The 21,187-nt window shown below is 65.4% G+C and carries 22 protein-coding genes; 19 read left to right on the top strand and 3 right to left on the bottom strand.

The window, feature by feature from the left end; translation table 11 throughout:
• The first annotated feature begins 1 nt into the window (after nt 1).
• The 19 genes from G474_RS0115480 (at nt 2) to G474_RS0115390 (ending at nt 18,814) form a co-directional block, all read left to right on the top strand.
• Complete coding sequence (locus G474_RS0115480; RefSeq protein ID WP_026687764.1) at nt 2–1,006, top strand: TRAP transporter substrate-binding protein; 1,005 nt, start codon at nt 2–4, stop codon at nt 1,004–1,006.
• A gap of 66 nt (nt 1,007–1,072) precedes the next feature.
• A complete protein-coding gene (locus tag G474_RS0115475; protein ID WP_026687763.1) occupies nt 1,073–1,765 on the top strand; it encodes a TRAP transporter small permease in 693 nt (230 codons plus the stop codon).
• Nucleotides 1,762–3,045: a TRAP transporter large permease gene (locus G474_RS0115470; RefSeq protein WP_026687762.1), complete on the top strand. Its 1,284-nt coding sequence runs from the start codon at nt 1,762–1,764 to the stop codon at nt 3,043–3,045. The genes G474_RS0115475 and G474_RS0115470 overlap by 4 nt, the downstream gene beginning before the upstream one ends.
• A 115-nt stretch (nt 3,046–3,160) precedes the next feature.
• Nucleotides 3,161–3,589: a nucleoside-diphosphate kinase gene (gene ndk / locus G474_RS0115465; protein WP_026687761.1), complete on the top strand. Its 429-nt coding sequence runs from the start codon at nt 3,161–3,163 to the stop codon at nt 3,587–3,589.
• A gap of 81 nt (nt 3,590–3,670) precedes the next feature.
• Nucleotides 3,671–4,762 (top strand): dual-specificity RNA methyltransferase RlmN, encoded by a 1,092-nt coding sequence (gene rlmN, locus G474_RS0115460; protein WP_026687760.1) that lies wholly within the window; start codon nt 3,671–3,673, stop codon nt 4,760–4,762.
• Nucleotides 4,759–5,547, top strand: a complete 789-nt coding sequence (gene pilW / locus G474_RS0115455; RefSeq protein ID WP_026687759.1) for a type IV pilus biogenesis/stability protein PilW — start codon at nt 4,759–4,761, stop codon at nt 5,545–5,547. The genes rlmN and pilW overlap by 4 nt, the downstream gene beginning before the upstream one ends.
• A complete protein-coding gene (locus G474_RS22235) occupies nt 5,544–6,692 on the top strand; it encodes a helix-turn-helix domain-containing protein (protein ID WP_084513802.1) in 1,149 nt (382 codons plus the stop codon). Before pilW ends, G474_RS22235 begins: the two co-directional genes overlap by 4 nt.
• A gap of 10 nt (nt 6,693–6,702) precedes the next feature.
• A complete protein-coding gene (ispG, locus tag G474_RS0115445; RefSeq protein ID WP_026687758.1) occupies nt 6,703–7,944 on the top strand; it encodes a flavodoxin-dependent (E)-4-hydroxy-3-methylbut-2-enyl-diphosphate synthase in 1,242 nt (413 codons plus the stop codon).
• The gene (hisS, locus tag G474_RS0115440) at nt 7,941–9,233 is read left to right on the top strand and encodes a histidine--tRNA ligase (RefSeq protein ID WP_026687757.1); all 1,293 of its coding nucleotides are present in this window, start codon (nt 7,941–7,943) and stop codon (nt 9,231–9,233) included. The genes ispG and hisS overlap by 4 nt, the downstream gene beginning before the upstream one ends.
• A gap of 1 nt (nt 9,234) precedes the next feature.
• Nucleotides 9,235–9,900, top strand: a complete 666-nt coding sequence (locus G474_RS0115435; RefSeq protein WP_026687756.1) for a YfgM family protein — start codon at nt 9,235–9,237, stop codon at nt 9,898–9,900.
• On the top strand, nt 9,900–11,069 hold the full coding sequence (gene bamB, locus G474_RS0115430) for an outer membrane protein assembly factor BamB (RefSeq protein WP_026687755.1): 1,170 nt from the start codon (nt 9,900–9,902) through the stop codon (nt 11,067–11,069). Before G474_RS0115435 ends, bamB begins: the two co-directional genes overlap by 1 nt.
• Nucleotides 11,066–12,391, top strand: a complete 1,326-nt coding sequence (gene der, locus G474_RS0115425) for a ribosome biogenesis GTPase Der (protein ID WP_026687754.1) — start codon at nt 11,066–11,068, stop codon at nt 12,389–12,391. The genes bamB and der overlap by 4 nt, the downstream gene beginning before the upstream one ends.
• A gap of 98 nt (nt 12,392–12,489) precedes the next feature.
• Entirely contained in the window at nt 12,490–12,729 is a 240-nt protein-coding gene (hfq, locus tag G474_RS0115420) for an RNA chaperone Hfq (RefSeq protein ID WP_026687753.1), read from the top strand.
• Nucleotides 12,730–12,804: 75 nt separating this feature from the next.
• Nucleotides 12,805–13,974, top strand: coding sequence for a GTPase HflX (hflX, locus tag G474_RS0115415; RefSeq protein WP_026687752.1), 1,170 nt, complete (start codon nt 12,805–12,807; stop codon nt 13,972–13,974).
• A 51-nt stretch (nt 13,975–14,025) separates the two neighbouring features.
• Nucleotides 14,026–15,294 (top strand): FtsH protease activity modulator HflK, encoded by a 1,269-nt coding sequence (gene hflK / locus G474_RS0115410; RefSeq protein WP_026687751.1) that lies wholly within the window; start codon nt 14,026–14,028, stop codon nt 15,292–15,294.
• Complete coding sequence (hflC, locus tag G474_RS0115405) at nt 15,294–16,160, top strand: protease modulator HflC (RefSeq protein WP_026687750.1); 867 nt, start codon at nt 15,294–15,296, stop codon at nt 16,158–16,160. Before hflK ends, hflC begins: the two co-directional genes overlap by 1 nt.
• Nucleotides 16,157–16,342 (top strand): DUF2065 domain-containing protein, encoded by a 186-nt coding sequence (locus tag G474_RS0115400; protein WP_026687749.1) that lies wholly within the window; start codon nt 16,157–16,159, stop codon nt 16,340–16,342. The genes hflC and G474_RS0115400 overlap by 4 nt, the downstream gene beginning before the upstream one ends.
• Nucleotides 16,343–17,497 (top strand): ATP phosphoribosyltransferase regulatory subunit, encoded by a 1,155-nt coding sequence (locus G474_RS0115395; protein ID WP_026687748.1) that lies wholly within the window; start codon nt 16,343–16,345, stop codon nt 17,495–17,497.
• A gap of 6 nt (nt 17,498–17,503) precedes the next feature.
• Complete coding sequence (locus G474_RS0115390; protein ID WP_026687747.1) at nt 17,504–18,814, top strand: adenylosuccinate synthase; 1,311 nt, start codon at nt 17,504–17,506, stop codon at nt 18,812–18,814.
• Nucleotides 18,815–18,870: 56 nt separating this feature from the next.
• Here G474_RS0115390 and G474_RS0115385 read toward each other — a convergent pair whose 3' ends face one another.
• The 3 genes from G474_RS0115385 to G474_RS21140 all read right to left on the bottom strand — a co-directional run bounded on the left by G474_RS0115385 (nt 18,871) and on the right by G474_RS21140 (nt 21,175).
• Nucleotides 18,871–19,617: a M48 family metallopeptidase gene (locus tag G474_RS0115385; protein ID WP_026687746.1), complete on the bottom strand. Its 747-nt coding sequence runs from the start codon at nt 19,615–19,617 to the stop codon at nt 18,871–18,873.
• Nucleotides 19,618–19,706: 89 nt separating this feature from the next.
• Nucleotides 19,707–20,270 (bottom strand): FlgO family outer membrane protein, encoded by a 564-nt coding sequence (locus G474_RS0115380; protein ID WP_026687745.1) that lies wholly within the window; start codon nt 20,268–20,270, stop codon nt 19,707–19,709.
• Nucleotides 20,267–21,175, bottom strand: a complete 909-nt coding sequence (locus G474_RS21140; RefSeq protein WP_156919302.1) for a hypothetical protein — start codon at nt 21,173–21,175, stop codon at nt 20,267–20,269. The genes G474_RS0115380 and G474_RS21140 overlap by 4 nt, the downstream gene beginning before the upstream one ends.
• Nucleotides 21,176–21,187: the final 12 nt, after the last annotated feature.

Here is a 21,187-nt window from a genome sequence, read left to right as displayed (position 1 = left end):
CATGAAGATTTCTTCGCTGCTGTTCGGCCTGCTGGCCTGTGCCGTGACCGCCACGGCTTCTGCCCAGCAACCCGTCGTGATCAAGTTCAGCCATGTGGTGGCCCAGGACACCCCCAAGGGCAAGGCGGCCGAGTTCTTCGCCAAGCGCGCCGCTGAGCTCACCAAGGGCAAGGTGAAGGTAGAGGTCTACGCCAACAGCACCCTGTACAAGGACAAGGAAGAGATGGAGGCCCTGCAGCTGGGCGCCGTGCAGATGCTGGCACCTTCCCTGGCCAAGTTCGGCCCCCTGGGTGTGCGCGAGTTCGAAGTGTTCGACCTGCCCTACATCTTTGACGGCTATGCCGACCTGCACAAGGTGACCCAGGGTCCCGTGGGTAAGCAGCTGCTCTCCAAGCTGGAGCCCAAGGGCGTCACCGGCCTGGCCTTCTGGGACAACGGTTTCAAGTCCTTCTCCGCCAACAACCCGATCAAGGTGCCCACCGACCTGAAGGGCAAGAAGATGCGCATCCAGTCCTCCAAGGTGCTGGAAGAGCAGATGCGTGCCCTGGGTTCCATGCCCCAGGTGATGGCCTTCTCCGAGGTCTATCAGGCCCTGCAGACCGGCGTGGTGGACGGCACCGAGAACCCCATCTCCAACCTCTACACCCAGAAGATGCATGAAGTGCAGAAGCACCTGTCCCTGACCGAGCACGGTTACCTGGGTTACGCGGTGATCACCAACAAGAAGTTCTGGGACGGTCTGCCCGCCGATGTGCGCGGCCAGCTGGAACAGGCCATGAAGGAAGCCACCGACTACGCCAACAAGATCGCCAAGGAAGAGAACGATGCTTCCCTGGAGGCGGTGAAGAAGTCCGGCAAGACCGCGGTCTATGCGCCCACGGCCGAGGAAAAGCTGGCCTTCAAGCGCGCCCTGGTGCCCGTGCATAAGAAGATGGAATCCCGTATCGGCGCTCCGCTGATCCAGTCCATCTACAAGGAAACCGGCTTCGATCCCAACAAGCTCTGATATCACACCATGGAAAAGCGCCCGCTCTCCGGGAGGAGGCGGGCGTTTTTTTGAAGGAGATTCCCCATGAACAAGATTCTCGACCGCCTGGAAGAGATCATTATCGGCAGCCTGATCGGGCTGGCGACGCTGATCATCTTCGTCTCGGTAGTCCATCGCTACTTTTCCGGGATCAACATCCCGGGGGTGCAGGATTGGCTGCTGTCCCTCAACCTGGGCTGGGCCCAGGAACTGACCATCATCATGTTCGTCTGGATGGCCAAGTTCGGTGCCGCCTACGGCGTCCGCACCGGCATCCACGTGGGGGTCGATGTGCTCATCAACCGCCTCAACGAGCAGAACCGGGGCCGCTTCATCATCTTTGGCCTGGCGGCTGGGGCCCTGTTCACCGGCATCGTCGGCACCCTGGGGGCCACCTTCGTCTGGGAAAACGGCGCCCATTACCAGTTCTTCCAGTGGTTTGGCATCGAGGCTCCCGATCTGTACGAAGGGCCTACCACCCCTGACCTGGAATGGCCCACCTGGATCGTCTATTCGGCCATCCCCCTGGGCTCCTACCTGATGTGTTTCCGCTTCCTGCAGGTGCTGGTGACCTTCTGGAAGACCGGCGAGCTGCCCCACCACGACCACGGTCACGTGGATGGTATCGACGAGGAGCATCTGCCTGTGGATGCCAACCCCTACGACATGGGCGACAACCTGCATCCCCAGGATCTGAAGCACCACAACCTGGGTGACGGCCAAGGAGGCAAACAATGAGCGCACTCATCATCTTCGGTCTGCTGCTCGTCCTGATGCTGACGGGCATGCCGATCTCCATTTCCCTGGGTCTGACCGTACTGACCTTCCTGTTCACCATGACCCAGGTGCCCATCGAATCCGTGGCCCTGAAGCTGTTCACCGGTATCGAGAAGTTCGAGATCATGGCGATCCCGTTCTTCATCCTGGCCGGCAACTTCCTCACCCACGGCGGCGTGGCGCGGCGCATGATCAACTTCGCCACGGCCATGGTCGGCCACTGGCACGGGGGGCTGGGGCTCGGCGGTGTGCTCGCCTGCGCCCTGTTCGCAGCCGTGTCCGGTTCCTCTCCTGCCACCGTGGTGGCCATCGGCGCCATCCTGCTGCCGGCCATGGTCAAGCAGGGTTTCCCCAACAAGTTCGGGGCCGGGGTGATCACCACCTCCGGCGCCCTGGGCATCCTGATCCCGCCCTCCATCGTCATGGTGATGTACTCGGTGTCCACCAATACCTCGGTGGGCGCCCTGTTCATGGCCGGGGTGATTCCGGGCCTGCTGCTGGCGGCTTTCCTGGGCTTTACCACCTGGTACCGGGCCAAGAAGTTCAACTACCCGCGCATGCCCAAGGCTACCTGGGGCCAGCGCCTCAAGTCCTTCAAGGACGCCATCTGGGGCTTGATGCTGATCGTGGTGGTGATGGGCGGTATCTACTCGGGCATGTTCACTCCCACCGAGGCGGCGGCCATGAGCGCGGTCTACGCCTTCATCGTGGCCGTGTTCGTGTACAAAGACCTGAGCCTCAAGGACGTGCCCAAGGTGCTGCTCAACTCGGCCAATATGAGCGCCATGCTGCTGTACATCATCACCAACGCGGTGTTGTTCAGCTTCCTGCTTACCCACGAGAACATTCCCCAGACCATGGCGGATTTCATGATGGGCACCGGCGTGGGGGTGATCGGCTTCCTGATCATGGCCAACATCCTGATGCTGATCGCCGGCAACTTCATGGAGCCGTCCTCCATCGTGCTGATCCTGGCTCCCATCCTGTTCCCCATCGCCGTGCAGCTGGGCATCGACCCGGTGCACTTCGGCATCATCATGGTGGTGAACATGGAAGTGGGCATGTGCCACCCGCCCGTGGGGCTCAATCTCTATGTGGCTTCCGGCATCACCAAGATGGGCATCACCGAACTGACCGTGGCCGTCTGGCCCTGGCTGCTCACCATGCTGGTGTTCCTGATCCTGGTGACCTACTGGCCCAGCCTGTCCCTGTGGCTGCCGCGCACCCTGGGGATGATGTAGTCCCGGAACAAACGAGTTCAGTTGTCAATTGGCCCCGGCTTTGTCCGGGGCGTTTTTTTGCCAGTCTGGTAAAATCTGCAGTTTTTTAAACCCTTAGCTTTTTCCGGAGCATTACATGGCTATCGAACGCACCCTCTCCATCATCAAGCCCGACGCTGTTGCCAAGAACGTGATCGGCAAGATCTACTCCCGTTTCGAAACCAATGGCCTGAAGATCGTGGCCTCCAAAATGGCCTGGCTGTCCGCCCAGGAAGCCGGTCAGTTCTACGCCGTGCACAAGGAACGCCCCTTCTTCAAGGATCTGGTGGACTTCATGATCTCTGGTCCCGTGATGATCCAGGTGCTGGAAGGCGAGAACGCCATCGCCAAGAACCGCGAGCTGATGGGCGCCACCGACCCCAAGAAGGCCGATCCCGGCACCATCCGCGCCGACTTCGCTGAATCCATCGACGCCAACGCCGTGCACGGTTCCGACGGCGCCGACACCGCTGCCGTGGAAATCGGTTTCTTCTTCCCCGGCATGAACGTCTTCAGCGGCCGTTGATCTTGTAGCCGTGCGTGGAGAGTCGGGGGTTGAGCGTGGTTCCCGGCTCACGACTCTTCTCTCCCGACTCTCGACCCTCCCATGCAAAACCTCCTCGATCTCGATCCTGCCCAACTGACCGCCTGGTTCGCCGCCCGGGGCGAGAAGCCCTTTCGCGCCACCCAGGTGCTGCGCTGGATCCATCGTTTCGGGGAAGCAGATTTCGATGCCATGACCGACATCGCCAAGAGCCTCAGGGAAAAGCTCAAGGCGGAAGCGGTGGTGGTACCCCCGGCCATCGTCTCGGACAAGCTGTCCGATGATGGCACGCGCAAATTCCTGTTTGACGTGGGCAATGGCAATGCCGTGGAGACCGTGTTCATCCCCGAGGATGACCGGGGCACCCTGTGCGTCTCCACCCAGGCGGGCTGTGCCCTCGACTGTTCCTTCTGTTCCACCGGCAAGCAGGGCTTCAACCGCAACCTGACGGTAGCCGAGATCATCGGCCAGCTCTGGCAGGTGAACAAGGCCCTGGGGCGCGATCCCAAGGGTGAGCGCATCATCTCCAACGTGGTGCTGATGGGCATGGGGGAACCCCTGGCCAATTTCGAGAATGCCGTGGCCGCCCTGAAGCTGATGCTGGACGACAATTGCTACGGCCTGTCCCGGCGCCGGGTGACCGTGTCCACCTCCGGCCTAGTGCCGGTCATGGATCGGCTGCGGGACGAGTGCCCCGTGGCCCTGGCGGTGTCCCTGCATGCCCCCAACGACATCCTGCGGGATGAGCTGGTGCCCATCAACCAGAAATATCCCCTCTCCGAACTGATGGCCGCCTGCCGCCGTTATCTGGAGAAGGCACCCCGGGATTTCGTCACTTTCGAGTACGTGATGCTGGACGGGGTCAATGATCACGACTATGACGCCCGGGAGCTGTTGTCCTTGACGCGTCATGTACCCTGCAAGTTTAATCTCATCCCTTTCAACCCCTTTCCGGGGTCGCCCTACCGCCGTTCTCGCCCCGAGCGCATCCGTCGTTTTGCCGACATCCTCATGGGGGCCGGCATCGTCACCACCACCCGCAAGACCCGGGGAGACGACATCGACGCCGCCTGCGGTCAGCTGGCCGGTCAGGTCCTGGACAAGACGCGGCGGACCGGGCGGCGCACCATCATGCTGGAGGAAGATAAGTCGTGATCAGAAGCGTAGTCCTGTTGTCAGCCTGTCTGTTGTCCCTGGGGAGCCTGCCCGTCGCGGCCCAGGTCGTGGTTCCCGAATCCACTCACACCAATCAGGTGGCCACCGATGCCCGTACCCGGGCGCGGCTGCACACGGAGCTGGGTGCCATGTATCTCCAGGATGGCAACATGGCCGTGGCCCTGGAAGAAACCGGGGTCGCCATCGAGGCGGATCCCGGCTACGCCTCCGCCTACAGTGTCCGGGCCCTGGTCTATACGGCCCTGCGGGAATTTACCTCGGCCGAGGCCGATTTCAAGAAAGCCCTGGGCCTGGCGCCGGGGGACCCGGACGTGAACAACAACTATGGCTGGTACCTCTGCCAGCGGGACCGGGCCAAGGAATCGGTGACCTACTTCCTTGCCGCGGTGAAGAATCCCCTGTATTCCACTCCCGAGCGGGCCTACGTCAATGCCGGGACCTGCGCCCTCAAGGCCGGAGACCTGGAGGGTGCCCGGGAATACCTGACCCATGCCCTGCGTCTGGCCAAGGACGGTGGTCCCCAGGCCCAGCTGCAGCTGGCCAAGCTGGCCTATACCCAGGGCAACATGACCGAGGCCCGCAACCGCCTGCTGGAAATGATGCGCCTGGGCGGCCAGCCTCCTGCCGAGGCCCTGTGGCTGGGGGTGCGTATCGAGCGCAAGCTGGGCAACAAGGCAGAGGAGAGCAGCATGACGGCCCAGTTGCGCCGGCTCTATGTGGCCTCTCCCGAGTACCAGGAACTCCTCAAGGGTAATTACGAATGACTGAGATGGTGACGGGATTCGATGCACCGGCCGCTGCCGTGGAAAACGCGGCGGACGTGGCGCCGGAAGCCCGGGTAGGGGCCCAGCTGCGCGCCGCGCGGGAAGCCCGGGGGCTGCAGCTCACCGAGCTGGCCCGCCTGCTGCGCCTGGGTGAGCGGCAGGTGGAAGCCCTGGAGCGGGGCGATCTTTCCGGTCTGCCGGGCAAGACCTTCGTGCGCGGCTTTGTCCGCAACTACGCCCGGGCCGTGCAGCTCGATGCAGCTCCCCTCCTGGATCTCCTGGACGGGGTGCGGGAACTGGCTGCCCCGGGTCTGGAACTGCCAGAATCCACCCACGTCACCATGCCCGGACAGGGACGGGGCGTGAGCCGGGACATGCTGACCGTGGCCGCCGGCCTGCTGCTGATCCTGGGGGCCGCCCTGGCCTATTTCTTCCTGCCGGACCAGTTCTGGGTGAAAAAGCCCGTGCCGGATCCCGTGGCCCTGGCCCCGGCCTCTCCGGGCGAGCCCCTGTTCCCTCCTGCCGAGCCCGCTCCCGCCCAGGGGGCGGAAGCCGGCACTGAGGGGGCTGCTGCCGCTGTTCAGGCAACGGACCCCGCCGCTGCAGCGGCTCCGGCCCCGGCCCCCACGGCTGCTGTCCAGCCTCCTGGGGCCCCGGCTCCTGCTGCACCCGTTGCCCCGGCGACCGGCGCCGCGCCGGCGGTTCCCGGCAATCCGCCTGCTGGCGCTCCGGTGGCCGCGCCCGTGGCCGCTCCGCACGTGGCCGCGCCGACAGCTCCCGTACCTGGGAGCCAGCCCCCGGCCGCAGTTGCTGCCCCGGCTGCCGCTCCGGTGCGGACGCTCCCGCCCGTCACCCCGGCAGCGGCACCTGTTCCAGCGCCAGCCGCTCAGGCTGCGGCACCGGTGGCCGGGCAGGTTGTGAGCTTCCGCTTCACCCGGGATTCCTGGGTGGAAGTGCGGGACAAGGATGGCAATCTGATCACCTCCCGGCTGCATCCTGCGGGCAGCACCCGGGAAATCACCGGGGTGCCTCCCCTCAGCGTGGTGGTGGGCAATGCCTCCTACGTGCAGTTGCAGTACAAGGGGCAGTCCGTGCCCCTGCAGCCCAACGCCGAGAGCGATGTGGCGCGTGTGACCCTCCAGTAAGCAGGTTTTCATGAACAAGATGCATGGCAAACTGCCGGCCCAGCCGGCCACCCGTTCCTGCCTGGTGGGCCATGTGCCCCTGGGGGGCAAGGCGCCGGTGGTGATCCAGTCCATGACCAACACGGACACGGCCGATTACGTGGCCACGGCGATCCAGTGCGCCGAGCTGAACCGGGCTGGTTCCGAACTGGTGCGCATCACCGTGAATACCCCGGAAGCCGCCGCCGCCGTGCCCAGGATTCGCGAGCACCTGGATCGCATGGGCTGCGACGTGCCCCTGATCGGCGACTTCCACTACAACGGCCACCGGCTCCTCACCGAACACCCGGCCTGCGCCGAGGCCCTGGCCAAGTACCGGATCAACCCGGGCAACGTGGGCTTCGGCAAGAAGAAGGACGAGCAGTTCGCGGCCATGATCGAGCTGGCCTGTCGTTACCAGAAGCCGGTGCGCATCGGCGTGAACTGGGGCAGCCTGGACCAGTCGGTGCTGGCCCGCATCATGGACGAGAACAGTCGCCGGGCCGAGCCCCTGGACACCACCGCCATCATGCGCGAGGCCATGGTCACCTCGGCCCTGGAATCCGCCGCCCAGGCCGAGGCCCTGGGGCTGGCCGGGGAGCGCATCATCCTCTCCTGCAAGGTGTCCAGCGTCCAGGACCTGATCGCCATCTACCAGGAGCTGGCGGCCCGCTCCAGCTATGCCCTGCACCTGGGCCTCACCGAGGCCGGCATGGGTTCCAAGGGCATCGTCGCCTCCACGGCGGCCCTGGCCGTGTTGCTGCAGCAGGGCATCGGCGACACCATCCGCATTTCCCTGACGCCGGAGCCGGGCGGTTCCCGCACCCAGGAAGTGATCGTCGCCCAGGAAATCCTGCAGACCATGGGCCTCAGGGCCTTCACCCCCCAGGTGGTGGCCTGCCCCGGCTGCGGCCGCACCACCTCCAGCTTCTTTCAGGAGCTGGCCCGGGACGTGCAGGAACACGTGCGCGCCCGCATGCCCGAGTGGCGCGAAGCTCACGACGGGGTGGAAAACATGACCCTGGCGGTGATGGGCTGCGTGGTCAATGGCCCGGGGGAGTCCAAGCATGCCAACATCGGCATTTCGCTCCCCGGCACCGGCGAGGCCCCGTCCGCCCCGGTCTATGAGGATGGGGAGAAGACCGTCACCCTGAAGGGCGAGAAGATCGGCGCCGAATTCATCCAGATCATCGAGGCCTACGTGGCCCGCAAGTACCCGAAGAAAGTCCAATGAGTCAAAACCTGCAGTCCGTCCGGGGGATGAACGACATCCTGCCGGCTGAAGCCGAATTCTGGGAACTCTTTGAAGAGGCTGTCTCCGACCGCCTCAAGAGCTATGGCTACAAGCCCATCCGCATGCCCATCGTCGAGCCCACCCCCCTGTTCAAGCGGGCCATCGGCGAGGTCACCGACATCGTCGAGAAGGAAATGTATTCCTTCGAGGACAGCTTGAACGGTGAGCAGCTCACCCTGCGCCCCGAAGGCACGGCCGGCTGCGTGCGCGCGGTGATCCAGCACGGGCTGGCCAATCAGGTGGCCCAGCGCCTCTATTACATGGGCCCCATGTTCCGCCACGAGCGGCCCCAGAAGGGCCGCTACCGCCAGTTCCACCAGATCGGCGTGGAAGCCTTCGGCTTCGCCGGTCCCGACGTGGATGCCGAGCAGATCCTGATGATCGCGCGGCTCTGGGGCGACCTGGGCCTGGACGACATCCGCCTGCAGTTGAACAGCCTGGGCCAGCCCGAGGAGCGGGCCCGGCACCGGGCCGATCTGATCGCCTATCTGGAAGGCTTCCAGGAGATACTGGACGAGGAAGCCAAGCGCCGCCTGTACACCAATCCCCTGCGCATCCTGGACACCAAGAATCCGGCCCTGCAGGACATGTGCGCCGGGGCGCCCAAGCTGATCGACTACCTGGGCGAGGCATCCCTGGCCCACTTCAACGGGGTGCAGCAGATCTTGAAGGATGCCGGCATTCCCTTCGAGATCAACCCGCGCCTGGTGCGGGGTCTCGATTACTACAATCTCACCGTGTTCGAGTGGGTGACCGACAAGCTGGGGGCCCAGGGCACCGTTTGCGCCGGTGGCCGCTACGACGGCCTGGTGCAGCAACTGGGGGGCAAGGCCACCCCGGCCTGTGGCTTTGCCATGGGGGTCGAGCGGCTGATCGCCCTGATCCGGGACTCCGGCGGCGAGCCGGCGCCCAAGGGCACCGACGTGTACGTGGTGCATCAGGGCGAAACCGCTGCCCGCTTGGCTTTCCGGGTGGCCGAAGGCCTGCGGGACAACGGCATCGACGTGATCCTCCATTGCGGCGGCGGCAGCTTCAAGTCCCAGATGAAGAAGGCCGACGCCTCCGGGGCCCTGTTTGCCGTGGTGATTGGCGACGACGAGGCGGCGGCGGGCGAGGTGCAGCTGAAAGCCCTGCGCGACGAGGGGGTGGCGCAACAACGCCTGAAGGCCGAGAATCTGGCCGAAGTCATCATCGATCAATTGCTGGATACCCAAGAAGAGGAAGCCTGACATGGCCGTCTACGATCTGGAAGAGCAGGAACAAATCGACAATCTCAAGGCCTGGTGGCAGCAGCATGGCAACCTGATCACCTGGACCGTCTCTGCCCTGGCCGTCGCCGTGGTGGCCTGGCAGGGCTGGAACTGGTACCAGGGCCAGCAGGCGGCCCAGGCCAGCGCCCTGTTCGGCGCCCTGCAGCAGGCCATGGTGAAGGAGGACACCCAGCGGGTGCGCACCATCGCCGGGGAACTGACGGAAAAATTCGGCTCCACCGCCTATGCCCCCATGGGCACCCTGATGGCGGCCAAGGTTTCCTTCGAATCCGGCGATGCCAAGACCGCCCGGGCCCAGCTGGCCTGGGTGGCGGCCCATGGCAAGGATGAGCTGCGCGACGTGGCCCACCTGCGTCTGGCTGGCGTGATGCTGGACGAGCAGGCCTACGATGAAGCCCTGAAGGAGCTGGCCCACAAGCCCGGCCCCGCCCTGGCCGCGGCCTACGCGGAACTCAAGGGTGACGTGCTGGTGGCCCAGGGCAAGCAGGACGAGGCCCGGGCTGCCTACAAGGAAGCCCTGGAGGCCCAGGAGAAGGACAGCAAGGACGGCACGGGTGAGGCCGGCCGGAGTCCCGTTTCCCAGCTCCTGCACCAGAAGCTCGACGCCCTGGGAGGGGCGGCCTGATGGCCCGCCGCCTGCTGCCGCTGGCTGTCCTGATGGGCGGTCTGCTGGCGGGGTGTTCGACCCTGGAGTCCATCACCCCCTCCTTCGACAGCCTCAACCCCTTCGCCAGCAAGGGCCCGAAAATGGCCGAGCTGACGCCCATCCAGGCCACGGCGGAACTGCGCCAGGACTGGAATTACCAGATCGGCAAGGCCGGTAATGCGGTGTTCTATCCCGCTGTGGCCGGCAACGCGGTATTCGTCGCCGCCGCCGACGGCAGCATCGCCAAGCTGGAGGGCGGTCAGGCCGTCTGGCGCATCAACGCTGGCAAGCCCCTGTCCGCCGGGGTCGGCAGCGACGGGGTCACGGTCGTGGTGGGCACGGGCACCGGCGAGGTGCTGGCCTTCTCGGCCCGGGACGGTTCGCCCCTGTGGCAGGCCCGGGTGAGCAGCGAAGTGCTGGCTCCGCCCCTGGTGGAAGGGGACATGATCGTGGTGCGCAGCGGTGACAACCGGGTGGTGGCTCTGGACGCCCAGGGCAAGCGCAAGTGGCTGTACCAGCGTCCCACGCCCACCCTGTCCCTGCGCAGCACCGCCCCGATGATGATCGCCGACCGCTTTGTCCTGACCGGTTTCCCCGGCGGCAAGCTGGTGGCCCTGGCACTGCACAACGGCGCGCCGGTCTGGGAAGGTACCGTGGCCCTGCCCAAGGGCGCCACGGAACTGGACCGGGTGGCCGACGTGGTGGCCCAGCCCGCTGCCGGCGGCCCCCTGGGCTGTGCCGTCGCCTACCAGGGCCGGGTGACCTGCTTTGACTTCTCCCAGGGGGGCAATACCGTCTGGTCCCGGGACATTTCCTCGGCCGCCGGGCTTACCCTGGATAGCCGCAGCGTCTATGTGACCGACGACAGCAGTGCCATCCAGGCCCTCTCCCTGGATTCCGGCGGCAGCCTGTGGAAGCAGGACAAACTCTTCATGCGCCGGGTCACCGCGCCCATGACCGCAGGGCGGAACTACCTGGCCGTGGGGGATGCCCAGGGGGTGGTGCACCTCCTGAACCGCGACGACGGCGCTTTTGCCGCCCGCTTCACCACCGATGGCAGCCCCATCAACAGCGCTCCCCAGCGCCTGGGGAACCAGATCCTGGTTCAGACCCGCTCGGGGAACGTATACGCTCTGGATGTTCAATGAAACCGACTATCGCCCTGGTGGGGCGCCCCAATGTGGGCAAATCCACGCTGTTCAACCGTCTCACCAGGAGCCGTGATGCCATCGTTGCCGATTTTCCGGGCCTGACCCGGGATCGTCACTACGGCCATGGCCGCCTGGGCTACAAGCCCTTCCTGGTGGTGGATACCGGCGGCTTCGAGCCCCTGATCAAGGAAGGCATCCTGCACGAGATGGCGCGCCAGACCGAGCAGGCCATCGCCGAGGCGGATGCCATCATCTTCGTGGTGGACGGTCGTGGCGGCCTGACGCCCCAGGACAAGGAAATCGCCAACAAGCTGCGGCGCCTGGAGCGGCCCGTGTTCGTGGCGGTCAACAAGACCGAAGGCATGAACCAGGGCATGGTGTCGGCGGAATTCCACGAACTGGGCCTGGGCGATCCCCATCCCATCTCCGCCTCCCACGGGGAGGGGGTGCGCAACCTGGTGGACATGGCCCTGGCCTCCTTCCCCGAGCCGGAGGAAGAGGAGGAGCGCCCCGACGTGCTCAAGGTGGCCATCGCCGGGCGCCCCAATGTGGGCAAGTCCACCCTGATCAATGCCCTGATCGGCGAGGAGCGGGTGATCGCCTTCGACATGCCCGGTACCACCCGGGACGCCATCTACGTGGATTTCGAGCGTAACGGCAAGAAATACAGCCTCATCGACACGGCAGGCCTGCGCAAGAAGGGCAAGGTGTTCGAGGCCATCGAGAAGTTCTCGGTGGTGAAGACCCTGCAATCCATCGAGGACGCCCACGTGGTGATCCTGATGCTCGATGCCCAGCAGGACATCTCCGACCAGGACGCCCATGTGGCGGATTTCGTGGTCCAGTCCGGCCGGGCCCTGGTGGTGGCGGTGAACAAGTGGGATGGCCTGGATCATTACACCAAGGAGCAGGTGCGCGGCACCATCGAGCGCAAGCTCAAGTTCCTGGAATTCGCCAAGGTGCATTTCATCTCGGCCAAGGAAAACATCGGCCTGGACAACCTGTTCAAGTCGGTAAACGGCGCCTACGCCGCGGCCATGGCCAAGCTGCCCACGCCCAAGCTCACCCGGGTGCTGATCGATGCCGTGGCGCGCCAGGCCCCGCCCCGCCATGGCGCCTTCCGGCCGAAGATGCGCTACGCCCACCAGGGGGGCTCCAATCCGCCCATCATCGTCATTCACGGCAATGCCCTGGAGCACATCCCCAACAGCTACCAGCGCTACCTGGAAAACATCTTCCGCCATGTATTCAAACTGGATGGCACCCCCTTGCGCATCCAGTTCAACACCAGTCATAACCCTTACGCCGACAAGGATTAGGGCGGAGCGGCGCCGGGCGGGGGAAACTCTTGCTGGCGCCCCCCGATGAAATTGGGTAAATTAAGCCCTTGATAACAACTATTCCTGGAGTCCATGCCATGAGCAACAAGGGGCAACTTTTACAAGACCCATTCCTCAACACCCTGCGTCGGGAGCACGTGCCCGTCTCCATCTATCTGGTCAACGGCATCAAGCTGCAGGGCCAGATCGAATCCTTCGACCAGTATGTGGTGCTCCTGAAGAATACCGTGACCCAGATGGTCTACAAGCACGCCATCTCCACCGTGGTGCCGGCCCGTCCGGTCAACATCCAGCAGGATCAGGCTGCCGAAGCCTGAACAGTTTGATCATCCATCTGCCCCCTTCTGCGGGGACCCCGGTCCGGGTGTCCCCGTTTCCTTTTCTGGACCGCCATGCTTGATCGTCCTTCCGCCGGCGAACGGGCCGTACTGGTGCAACTGGACTTCGGCCAGCGGGACATTCCCGAACGGCTCGAAGAAGTGCGCCTCCTGACCGAATCGGCCGGAGGGCTGGTCTGCGCCGAGATCAGCGGCCGGCGCCATAGCCCGGACCCCAAGACCTATGCCGGCCGCGGCAAGGTGGACGAGATCGGCGCCACCCTGGCAGCCGCCGGGGCCGACCTGGTGATCTTCAACCACGAGCTGTCCCCGGTACAGCAGCGCAACCTGGAGCGGGCCCTGCAATGCCGGGTGATCGATCGCACCGCCCTGATCCTCGACATCTTCGCCTTGCGGGCCCAGAGCGCCGAAGGCAAGCTGCAGGTGGAACTGGCCCAGCTCGAGCACCTGTCCACCCGGCTGGTGCGGGGCTGGACCCACCTGGAGCGGCAGCGGGGCGGCATCGGTCTGCGCGGTCCCGGGGAAACCCAGCTGGAAACCGACCGGCGCCTGCTGGGCAACCGGGTCAAGCTGCTCAAGGAGCGCATTTCCCGGCTCAGCCGGCAGCGGGGCGTGCAGCGCAAGGCCCGGTTGAAGGGCGACGTGCTCAACGTTTCCCTGGTGGGCTACACCAATGCAGGCAAGTCCACCCTCTTCAACGCCCTGACCCATGCCGGGGTGTATGCGGCCAACCAGCTCTTTGCCACCCTGGACACCACTTCCCGCAAGCTCTGGCTGGAGGATGCGGGGCACGTGATCATTTCCGACACCGTGGGTTTCATCCGCGATCTGCCCCACTCTCTGGTGGCTGCCTTCCAGGCCACCCTGGAGGCCACCGCCGATGCAGACATCCTGCTGCACGTGGTGGATAGCGCCAGCGCGGCCCGGGACGAACAGATCGAGGAGGTCAACAAGGTGCTGGCCGAAATCGGGGCCCGGCACGTGCCCCAGATCCTGATCTGGAACAAGGTGGACCTGACCGGGGTGGCCCCGGCGGTGGAGCGGGATGGCTATGGTAGAATCCAGCGCGTCAAGTTGAGTGCGCGGACAGGTGATGGTCTTGCCTTGCTGCGTGATGTCCTCGGGGAGTGCGCCCGGGAAAAACGAACCCTGAGAGCAGCGCGGGCCGAAGCCGCAGCGCTGGAATCTGTCGAAGGGGCGGAATCTGATTCCGACCCGATTTGAATATTCTTGAGCTTCTGACGGACACCCATGATCCCAACCCTAGGCATTCTCATGTCCATCAACGACCCCCGCTGGGGCGGTCGTGGTGGTGACGACGATTCGGGCGGCAAGCGCCGTCCCAACCAGGGGCCTCCTGATCTGGAGGACATCTGGCGCGACTTCAACAAGCGCCTGAACGGCATGCTCGGCAAGAAGGGCGGCGGCAGCGGCGATGGCGGCGGCGAGCGGCCCCAGATGGAGCTCAATCCCAAGGCCCTGGGCGGCGGCATCAGCATCATCGCCGGCCTGGCTGTGCTGGTGTGGCTGCTGTCCGGCCTCTACACCGTGGATGCCTCCCAGCGCGGGGTGGTGCTGCAGTTCGGCAAGTTCGTGGAAACCACCGAGCCCGGTCTGCGCTGGCGCCTGCCTTACCCCATCCAGTCCCATGAGGTGGTGAACCTGACCGGGGTGCGCACCCTGGAGATCGGCTACCGGGGCACCGAGCGCAACAAGGTCCTGAAAGAGGCCCTGATGCTCACGGATGATGAAAACATCATTAATATCCAGTTCGCCGTCCAGTACTTCCTCAAGGACCCCACCGAGTACCTGTTCCAGAACCGGTTCCCCGATGAGGCGGTGATGCAGGCGGCAGAGACCGCCGTGCGCGAGATCGTCGGCAAGAGCAAGATGGACTTCGTGCTCTATGAGGGGCGCGAGCAGGTGGCGGCCCAGGCCACCACCCTGATGCAGGAAATCCTCGACCGCTACAAGACCGGCATCATCATCTCCAAGGTCACCATGCAGAACGCCCAGCCGCCCGAGCAGGTGCAGTCCGCCTTCGATGACGCGGTCAAGGCCGGCCAGGACCGGGAGCGCCAGAAGAACGAAGGCCAGGCTTACGCCAATGACGTGATTCCCAAGGCCCGGGGTACGGCGGCGCGGCTGATGGAGGAAGCCAACGGCTACCGGCAGCGCATCATCGCCACCGCCGAGGGTGACGCCAGCCGCTTCAAGCAGATCTATGCCGAATACGCCAAGGCCCCCGAAGTGACCCGCCAGCGCCTGTACCTGGAAACCATGCAGCAGGTCTATGCCAACACCAGCAAGGTGATGGTGGATGCCAAGGGCCAGGGCAACCTGCTCTACCTGCCCCTGGACAAGCTGATGCAGGCCGCTGCGGCCACCCAGGCCCAGAACGGCCAGGCCGCTGCGCCCGCCGATGCGGTCAGGACACCCCGCCCGGCCGCCGCCATTCCCGGGGATGTGCCCCCGCAACTGGACCGGGGGCCTGATACCACCAGTTCCCGGGACCTTCGTTCCCGCGACAGGGAGAGCCGCTAATGAACGCCAGGCTGCAAATCGTCGGGGCCCTCCTGGGCCTCCTGCTGATCATCGCTTCCATGTGCCTCTTCACCGTGGATCAGCGTCAGTTCGCGGTGATCTTCCAGCTCGGTGAAGTGAAGAAGGTGATCACCGAACCGGGCCTGCACTTCAAGCTGCCCATGGTGCAGAACGTGCGCTTCTTCGACAACCGGGTGCAGACCCTGGACAGCCAGGAGCCCGAGCGTTTCATCACCTCGGAGAAGAAGAACGTGCTGGTGGATTCCTACGTCAAGTGGCGCATCATCGATCCCCAGCTCTATTACGTTTCCGTCGGCGGCGATGAATCCCGCGCCCGCACCCGGCTGGCCCAGACCGTCAATGACGGCCTGCGCGGCGAGTTCGGCAAGCGCACCGTCCATGACGTGGTGTCCGGCGCCCGGGACAGGATCATGGAGGAGATGCGCGGCAAGGCCGACGCGGATGCCCGCAAGATCGGCGTGCAGATTCTCGACGTGCGCCTGAAGCGGGTGGAGCTGCCCCAGGAAGTCTCCGAGGCCGTGTATCGGCGTATGGAAGCCGAGCGCAAGCGGGTGGCCAACGAACTGCGTTCCGAAGGCTCCGCCGAGGCGGAAAAGATTCGCGCCGACGCCGACCGCCAGCGTGAGGTGATCATCGCTGACGCCTATCGGGATGCCCAGAAGATCAAGGGCGAAGGGGATGCCAAAGCGGCCGCCATCTATGGCCAGGCCTTTGGCCAGAACCCCGAGTTCTATGCCTTCTACCGGAGTCTGGAAGCCTACCGCAACACCTTCAACAGCAAGCATGACGTGCTGGTGGTGGAGCCCAACTCCGACTTCTTCAAGTACCTGAAAAACCCCAAATGACCGAGAGCCTGCTCCTGGCATTTGCGTTGATGTTGATTCTGGAGGGGCTGATGCCCTTCCTCATGCCGGCCGCCTGGCGGGAAACCTTCAAGCGTCTGACCCAGTTTTCCGACGGTCAGATCCGCTTCGTGGGGCTGACCTCCATGATCGTCGGCCTGATTTTGCTGATGGTATTCAAATAAATGAACTGGCTGTTGCCTGAAAACCTGGCCGATGCCCTGCCCCAGGAAGCCGCCCAGGTCGAGCGCCTGCGCCGGACGGTCCTGGACCTGTTCCGGGGCCGCGGTTTCGAACTGGTCCAACCCCCGATGCTGGAGTACCTGGAATCCCTGCTCACCGGAGCGGGCCAGGACCTGGACCTGCGCACCTTCAAGCTGGCCGACCAGCTTTCCGGCCGTACTCTGGGGGTGCGGGCCGACATGACGCCCCAGGTGGCCCGCATCGATGCCCACCTGCTCAACCACCAGGGGGTGACCCGGCTCTGCTACTGCGGCAGCGTCCTGCATACCCTGCCTTCCAGCCTGGCCTCCAGCCGGGAGCCGATCCAGATCGGCGCCGAGCTGTACGGTTACGCCGGGGTGGAGGCGGATCTGGAAATCCTGCGCCTGCTGGCGGCTGCCCTGGAGCGGATCGAGCTCAAGGCCTACCGGGTGGATCTGGGCCATGTGGGCCTGTTCCGGGCCCTGGCCCAGGCGGCCCGGGTGACGCCGGAAACCGAGGAAACCCTGTTCAACCTGCTGCAGGGCAAGGACGTGCCCGGGCTGGAAGCCCTGTGTGCCGACCTGCCGGCGCCCTACGGGGCAGCCCTGCTGAGCCTTTCCGGCCTCTACGGCGGTGCCGAGGTGATCGACCGGGCCCGGACCCTGCTGCCCGCCCTGCCGGAAGTCACCCAGGCCCTGGATACCCTGGCCAGCCTGATCGCCGCCGTGCCCGAACTGCCCCTGTCCATCGACCTCTCCGACCTGCGCGGCTACCACTACCACAATGGCGTGGTGTTTGCCGCCTACTGCCCCGGCTACCCGGCGGCGGTGGCCCTGGGGGGGCGTTACGACGGCGCCGGCCGCAGTTTCGGCCGGGCCCGTCCGGCCACCGGTTTCTCCATGGATCTGCGGGAGCTGGCGCGCCTGGTGCCCCAGGTCCGGTCCCAGGGGGCCGTGCTGGCTCCCCACGCCGGCACCGACCGCCGCCTGGCGGCCCATATTGCCGCCCTGCGGGAGCAGGGCGAGGTGGTGGTGGAGCTCCTGCCCGGAGAAACCGCCTGCGAAGGCCCCCGATGCGACCGCAAGCTGGTCTGCCTGGGGGAGCAATGGATTATTGAAGCAATCAACGAGGATTAAGGCATCATGGCCAAGAACGTAGTGGTCGTCGGCACCCAGTGGGGCGACGAAGGCAAGGGCAAGATCGTAGACTGGCTCACCGACAACGCCCAGGGCGTGGTGCGCTTTCAGGGCGGTCACAATGCCGGTCACACCCTGGTGGTGGGCGACAAGGAATACAAGCTCAACCTGGTGCCCTCGGGCATCGTCCGCGCAGGGGTCAATTGCTACATCGGCAACGGCGTGGTGCTCGACGCCGGGCACCTGCTTTCCGAGATCGACGGCCTGGAGGCCGGCGGCATCGAAGTCCAGAGCCGCCTCAAGGTGAGCCCTGGCTGCCCCCTGATCCTGCCCTACCATTCCGAGCTGGACAAGGCCCGGGAAGCCAAGAAGAACGCCGATGCCAAGATCGGCACCACCGGCAAGGGCATCGGCCCCGCCTACGAGGACAAGGTGGCCCGGCGCGGCCTGCGGGTCTATGACCTGTTCCATCCCCAGCGCTTCGCCGACAAGCTGGCCGAGGTGATGGAATACCACAACTTCGTCCTGACCCAGTACTTCGGTTCCGCCCCCGTGGATTACCAGCTGGTCCTGGACCAGGCCCTGGCCCGGGCCGAGCGCCTGAAGCCCATGGTCACCGACGTCTCCGCCGCCATCTATGCCGCCAACCAGGCCGGCCAGAACCTGCTCTTCGAAGGCGCCCAGGGCACCCTGCTCGACATCGACCACGGCACCTATCCCTTCGTCACCTCCAGCAACTGCGTCGCCGGTCAGGCGGCCGCCGGTTCCGGTGTCGGCCCCAGCTCCCTGCACTACGTGCTGGGCATCACCAAGGCCTACTGCACCCGGGTGGGCGGCGGTCCCTTCCCCAGCGAGCTGGATATCGATACCGAAGGCACCCCGGGCTACCAGATGTTCGACAAGGGCCGGGAGATTGGCACCGTCACCCGCAGAAAGCGCCGCTGCGGCTGGTTCGACGCCGCCGCCCTGCGCCGTTCCGCCCGCATCAACGGCGTCACCGGCCTGTGCATCACCAAGCTGGACGTGCTCGACGGCTTGAAGACCCTGGACATCTGTACCGGCTACAAGCTGGACGGCCAGGTGGTGGACATGCTCCCCATCGGCGCCGACGAGGTGGCCCGTTGCGAGCCCATCTACGAAACCCTGCCGGGCTGGAGCGAGAACACCTTCCGGGTCAAGCGCTGGGAAGACCTGCCCGTCAACGCCCGGGCCTACCTGGACCGGCTGGAGCAGCTCTGCCAGGTGCCCATCGACATCGTCTCCACGGGTCCCGAGCGGGACGAGACCATCCTGAAGCGGCATCCCTTCATGGTCTGAGGACATGCAGATACAAAAAAGCCGGGGTAACCCGGCTTTTTTTTGGCTGCGCCAGATCAGGCCTGGGCGCGCATCCGTTCGGCCCGTTCCTTGGGGCTGGGGTGGGTGGACAGCCAGGAGGCGCCGGAGCCGCCGCTCAGGGCGTCCAGCTTTTCCAGGGCGGTGACGCAGGCCTGGGGGCTGTACTTCTTGGCCTTCATGAATTTCATGGCGTAGTCGTCGGCCTCCCGCTCGTTGCCCTGGGAATGCTGGGCCAGGATCACCTGCTCGAACAGGGCGCCCAGCTCCGATTCCGCCAGGGCGGCAGCCTTGCCGCCGGTGGCGGACACGGCATTCTTCAGGGCGCTGGTGCGCATGGCGGTCTGGATGCGGGCCTTGGTGTGGCCGGCCTGGACGTGGCCGATTTCATGGCCGATCACGTAGCGGATCTCGTCGTCGCTGAACTCGTCCATGAGGCCGCTATAGACCCGGATGGTGCCGTTGGCCATGGCGAAGGCGTTGATTTCCTTGGTCTGGTACACCTTGAAGTTGAGGTTCAGGCCGTCGTACTTGTTGAGACCCTGGGTCAGCTTGACCAGGCGCTTGCCGTAGGCCGTGGCGGGGCCGGCCACCTGGTTCTGGGCGTCCATCTGGGCCGACATCTGGTCGAAATAGCTCTTCAGATCCGCGTCGGAGAGGTTTTCGGACTGGGCCAGATCCTTGCCGGCATCAAGCATCTTGCCGATGTTGAAGGCCCAGGCGGGGGAGACGGCGCTGATGCCCGAAGCCAGGGTGGACAAGAGCAGAAAGTCACGACGTTTCATGGGGTGAGGCTCCTCTGTGAAAATGCGGGCAGCATTATAACAGAGGCATGGCGGGCGCCGGGCGGGGTATTGCGGCCCCTTGCTGCCCTTCAGGGGGGAGGCGGCCGCTGCAGCAGGGCGCGGATGTTCATGTCCAGGGGCAGGGCGTAATCCACGGCGGCCAGGGCGATGTTGGTCTCGATCTGGGTCAGCTTCAGGTTGATGAATACCCGGTCCGCCCCCTCGGTATAGGTGCCGATCACCAGGGCCTGGGCGTCCTGCTGCCGGGCGATGTCGCGGATTTCCCGGGTCAGCATCAGCTCTCCCTCGTGGCGCTTCATGTACAGCTTCTGGCGGATCTTCAGCTCCACCACCCGGTAGCCCTGCTGGGCCATGCGGGCGCCCACCTGTTCGGAAATCAGCCGCCCCAGGGGGGTGGATTCCTCCAGGGCGTTGATGTTCACCAGGGTGGCGACGATGAGCGGATGTTCCCGGGCGATCTGGCCGGCGGCCTGGGCCAGCAGGGCGTCGGCGGCCTTGTAGCTGGTGGCGATCAGTTCGCTCTGGGCGACGCTGGCGTAGGAGGCGGCGGAATAGCTGCGCCGGGAGCCACTGGTGCAGGCGGCTAGCAGCAGGGAGGCGCCAGCGGCGCTGAACAGTTGGCGGCGGTTCATGGGCTGGTGGGGCAGACCTGGTTGGGGGGGCAGCAGGGCTTGTCCAGGGGGCAGTCCCCGGTGATGGCCAGGGAGGTCCGGCGTACCTGGGGTTGGGGCTTGCCGCTGGCGTCCCGCTGGGTGTTCGGGCAGGGGTGGATCAGGGAGCAGATCTGCTGGTCGTAGAGGTGGATGTCCGCCTCGCTGACGTAATAAACATTGGTGCTGCGGGCGGCGTAGCGGATGCCGTCCATGGCCGAGAGGGTGACGATGATCTCGGTGCTGGGGGTGGCGCCGGCGGAAAACTCGCTGCGAAACCAGTGCAGGGCGTCGGGGGGGCTGGGCTGGCGGCTGCCTTCCCGGGGTGTGGTCTCGGCCACGTCCTGCAGGGCCCAGATGCCGGGGCCCAGCTCCCGGGGCACGCCGGCGTGGCGGTACTGGGGCCGGTTGGCGGAGAAGCGCACCGGCTGCACGTCCAGGTGCAGCACCAGGGCCGCGTCCGGGGCCTGGGACACATTGATGCCCTGCTGCACCAGGGCCGTGATCAGGGCGTTGCCGAAGGCCCGGGAAAACTCGGTTTCCTGCTCGGGGGCGGCCATGTACACCGGTCGGCAGGGATGGATGTTGAGCCCGCAGCGCTGGCTGCGGGAAAGGCTGGTGGCCAGGCTGCGGGCGGCGTCCTGGGCGATGGCCTGCCAGTGCTGGCCGGCCTGGAGTTTGGGCTGGATGACGCTGGGGAAGTTGCCGGCCAGGGGTGCCTCGCTGTGCCGGGCGTGATTACTGTTACCGTCGGTCTGGATCTGGGGCAGAGCGCAGGCGCCCAGGAGCAGGCTGGTGAGTGCAGCCAGCAGGGAGGTCCGGAAACGGGAGCAGGGCAGGGCAGGGCGCATGGTGGCGGGCAGCTGGCGTATCGATCTGGCTGGCATTGTAGCATCGCC

Source organism: Azovibrio restrictus DSM 23866, assembly GCF_000429665.1.
Taxonomy (GTDB): Bacteria; Pseudomonadota; Gammaproteobacteria; order Burkholderiales; family Rhodocyclaceae; genus Azovibrio; species Azovibrio restrictus.
The sequence above is the reverse complement of the archived record's forward strand: the minus strand, read 5'-3'. Positions and strand labels throughout refer to the sequence as shown.

Bases quoted from the DNA above. Each gene is read 5' to 3' on its own strand.
- G474_RS0115475 (WP_026687763.1), top strand. From the start codon at position 1,073: ATGAACAAGATTCTCGACCGCCTGGAAGAGATCATTATCGGCAGCCTG.
- G474_RS0115470 (WP_026687762.1), top strand. From the start codon at position 1,762: ATGAGCGCACTCATCATCTTCGGTCTGCTGCTCGTCCTGATGCTGACG.
- G474_RS0115385 (WP_026687746.1), bottom strand. From the start codon at position 19,617: ATGAAACGTCGTGACTTTCTGCTCTTGTCCACCCTGGCTTCGGGCATC.
- hflX (WP_026687752.1), top strand. From the start codon at position 12,805: ATGCTTGATCGTCCTTCCGCCGGCGAACGGGCCGTACTGGTGCAACTG.
- hfq (WP_026687753.1), top strand. From the start codon at position 12,490: ATGAGCAACAAGGGGCAACTTTTACAAGACCCATTCCTCAACACCCTG.
- G474_RS0115435 (WP_026687756.1), top strand. From the start codon at position 9,235: ATGGCCGTCTACGATCTGGAAGAGCAGGAACAAATCGACAATCTCAAG.
- rlmN (WP_026687760.1), top strand. From the start codon at position 3,671: ATGCAAAACCTCCTCGATCTCGATCCTGCCCAACTGACCGCCTGGTTC.
- G474_RS0115400 (WP_026687749.1), top strand. From the start codon at position 16,157: ATGACCGAGAGCCTGCTCCTGGCATTTGCGTTGATGTTGATTCTGGAG.
- hflC (WP_026687750.1), top strand. From the start codon at position 15,294: ATGAACGCCAGGCTGCAAATCGTCGGGGCCCTCCTGGGCCTCCTGCTG.
- G474_RS0115480 (WP_026687764.1), top strand. From the start codon at position 2: ATGAAGATTTCTTCGCTGCTGTTCGGCCTGCTGGCCTGTGCCGTGACC.
- hisS (WP_026687757.1), top strand. From the start codon at position 7,941: ATGAGTCAAAACCTGCAGTCCGTCCGGGGGATGAACGACATCCTGCCG.
- ndk (WP_026687761.1), top strand. From the start codon at position 3,161: ATGGCTATCGAACGCACCCTCTCCATCATCAAGCCCGACGCTGTTGCC.
- G474_RS0115390 (WP_026687747.1), top strand. From the start codon at position 17,504: ATGGCCAAGAACGTAGTGGTCGTCGGCACCCAGTGGGGCGACGAAGGC.
- G474_RS0115380 (WP_026687745.1), bottom strand. From the start codon at position 20,270: ATGAACCGCCGCCAACTGTTCAGCGCCGCTGGCGCCTCCCTGCTGCTA.
- bamB (WP_026687755.1), top strand. From the start codon at position 9,900: ATGGCCCGCCGCCTGCTGCCGCTGGCTGTCCTGATGGGCGGTCTGCTG.
- der (WP_026687754.1), top strand. From the start codon at position 11,066: ATGAAACCGACTATCGCCCTGGTGGGGCGCCCCAATGTGGGCAAATCC.
- ispG (WP_026687758.1), top strand. From the start codon at position 6,703: ATGAACAAGATGCATGGCAAACTGCCGGCCCAGCCGGCCACCCGTTCC.
- G474_RS21140 (WP_156919302.1), bottom strand. From the start codon at position 21,175: ATGCCAGCCAGATCGATACGCCAGCTGCCCGCCACCATGCGCCCTGCC.
- hflK (WP_026687751.1), top strand. From the start codon at position 14,026: ATGTCCATCAACGACCCCCGCTGGGGCGGTCGTGGTGGTGACGACGAT.
- G474_RS22235 (WP_084513802.1), top strand. From the start codon at position 5,544: ATGACTGAGATGGTGACGGGATTCGATGCACCGGCCGCTGCCGTGGAA.
- G474_RS0115395 (WP_026687748.1), top strand. From the start codon at position 16,343: ATGAACTGGCTGTTGCCTGAAAACCTGGCCGATGCCCTGCCCCAGGAA.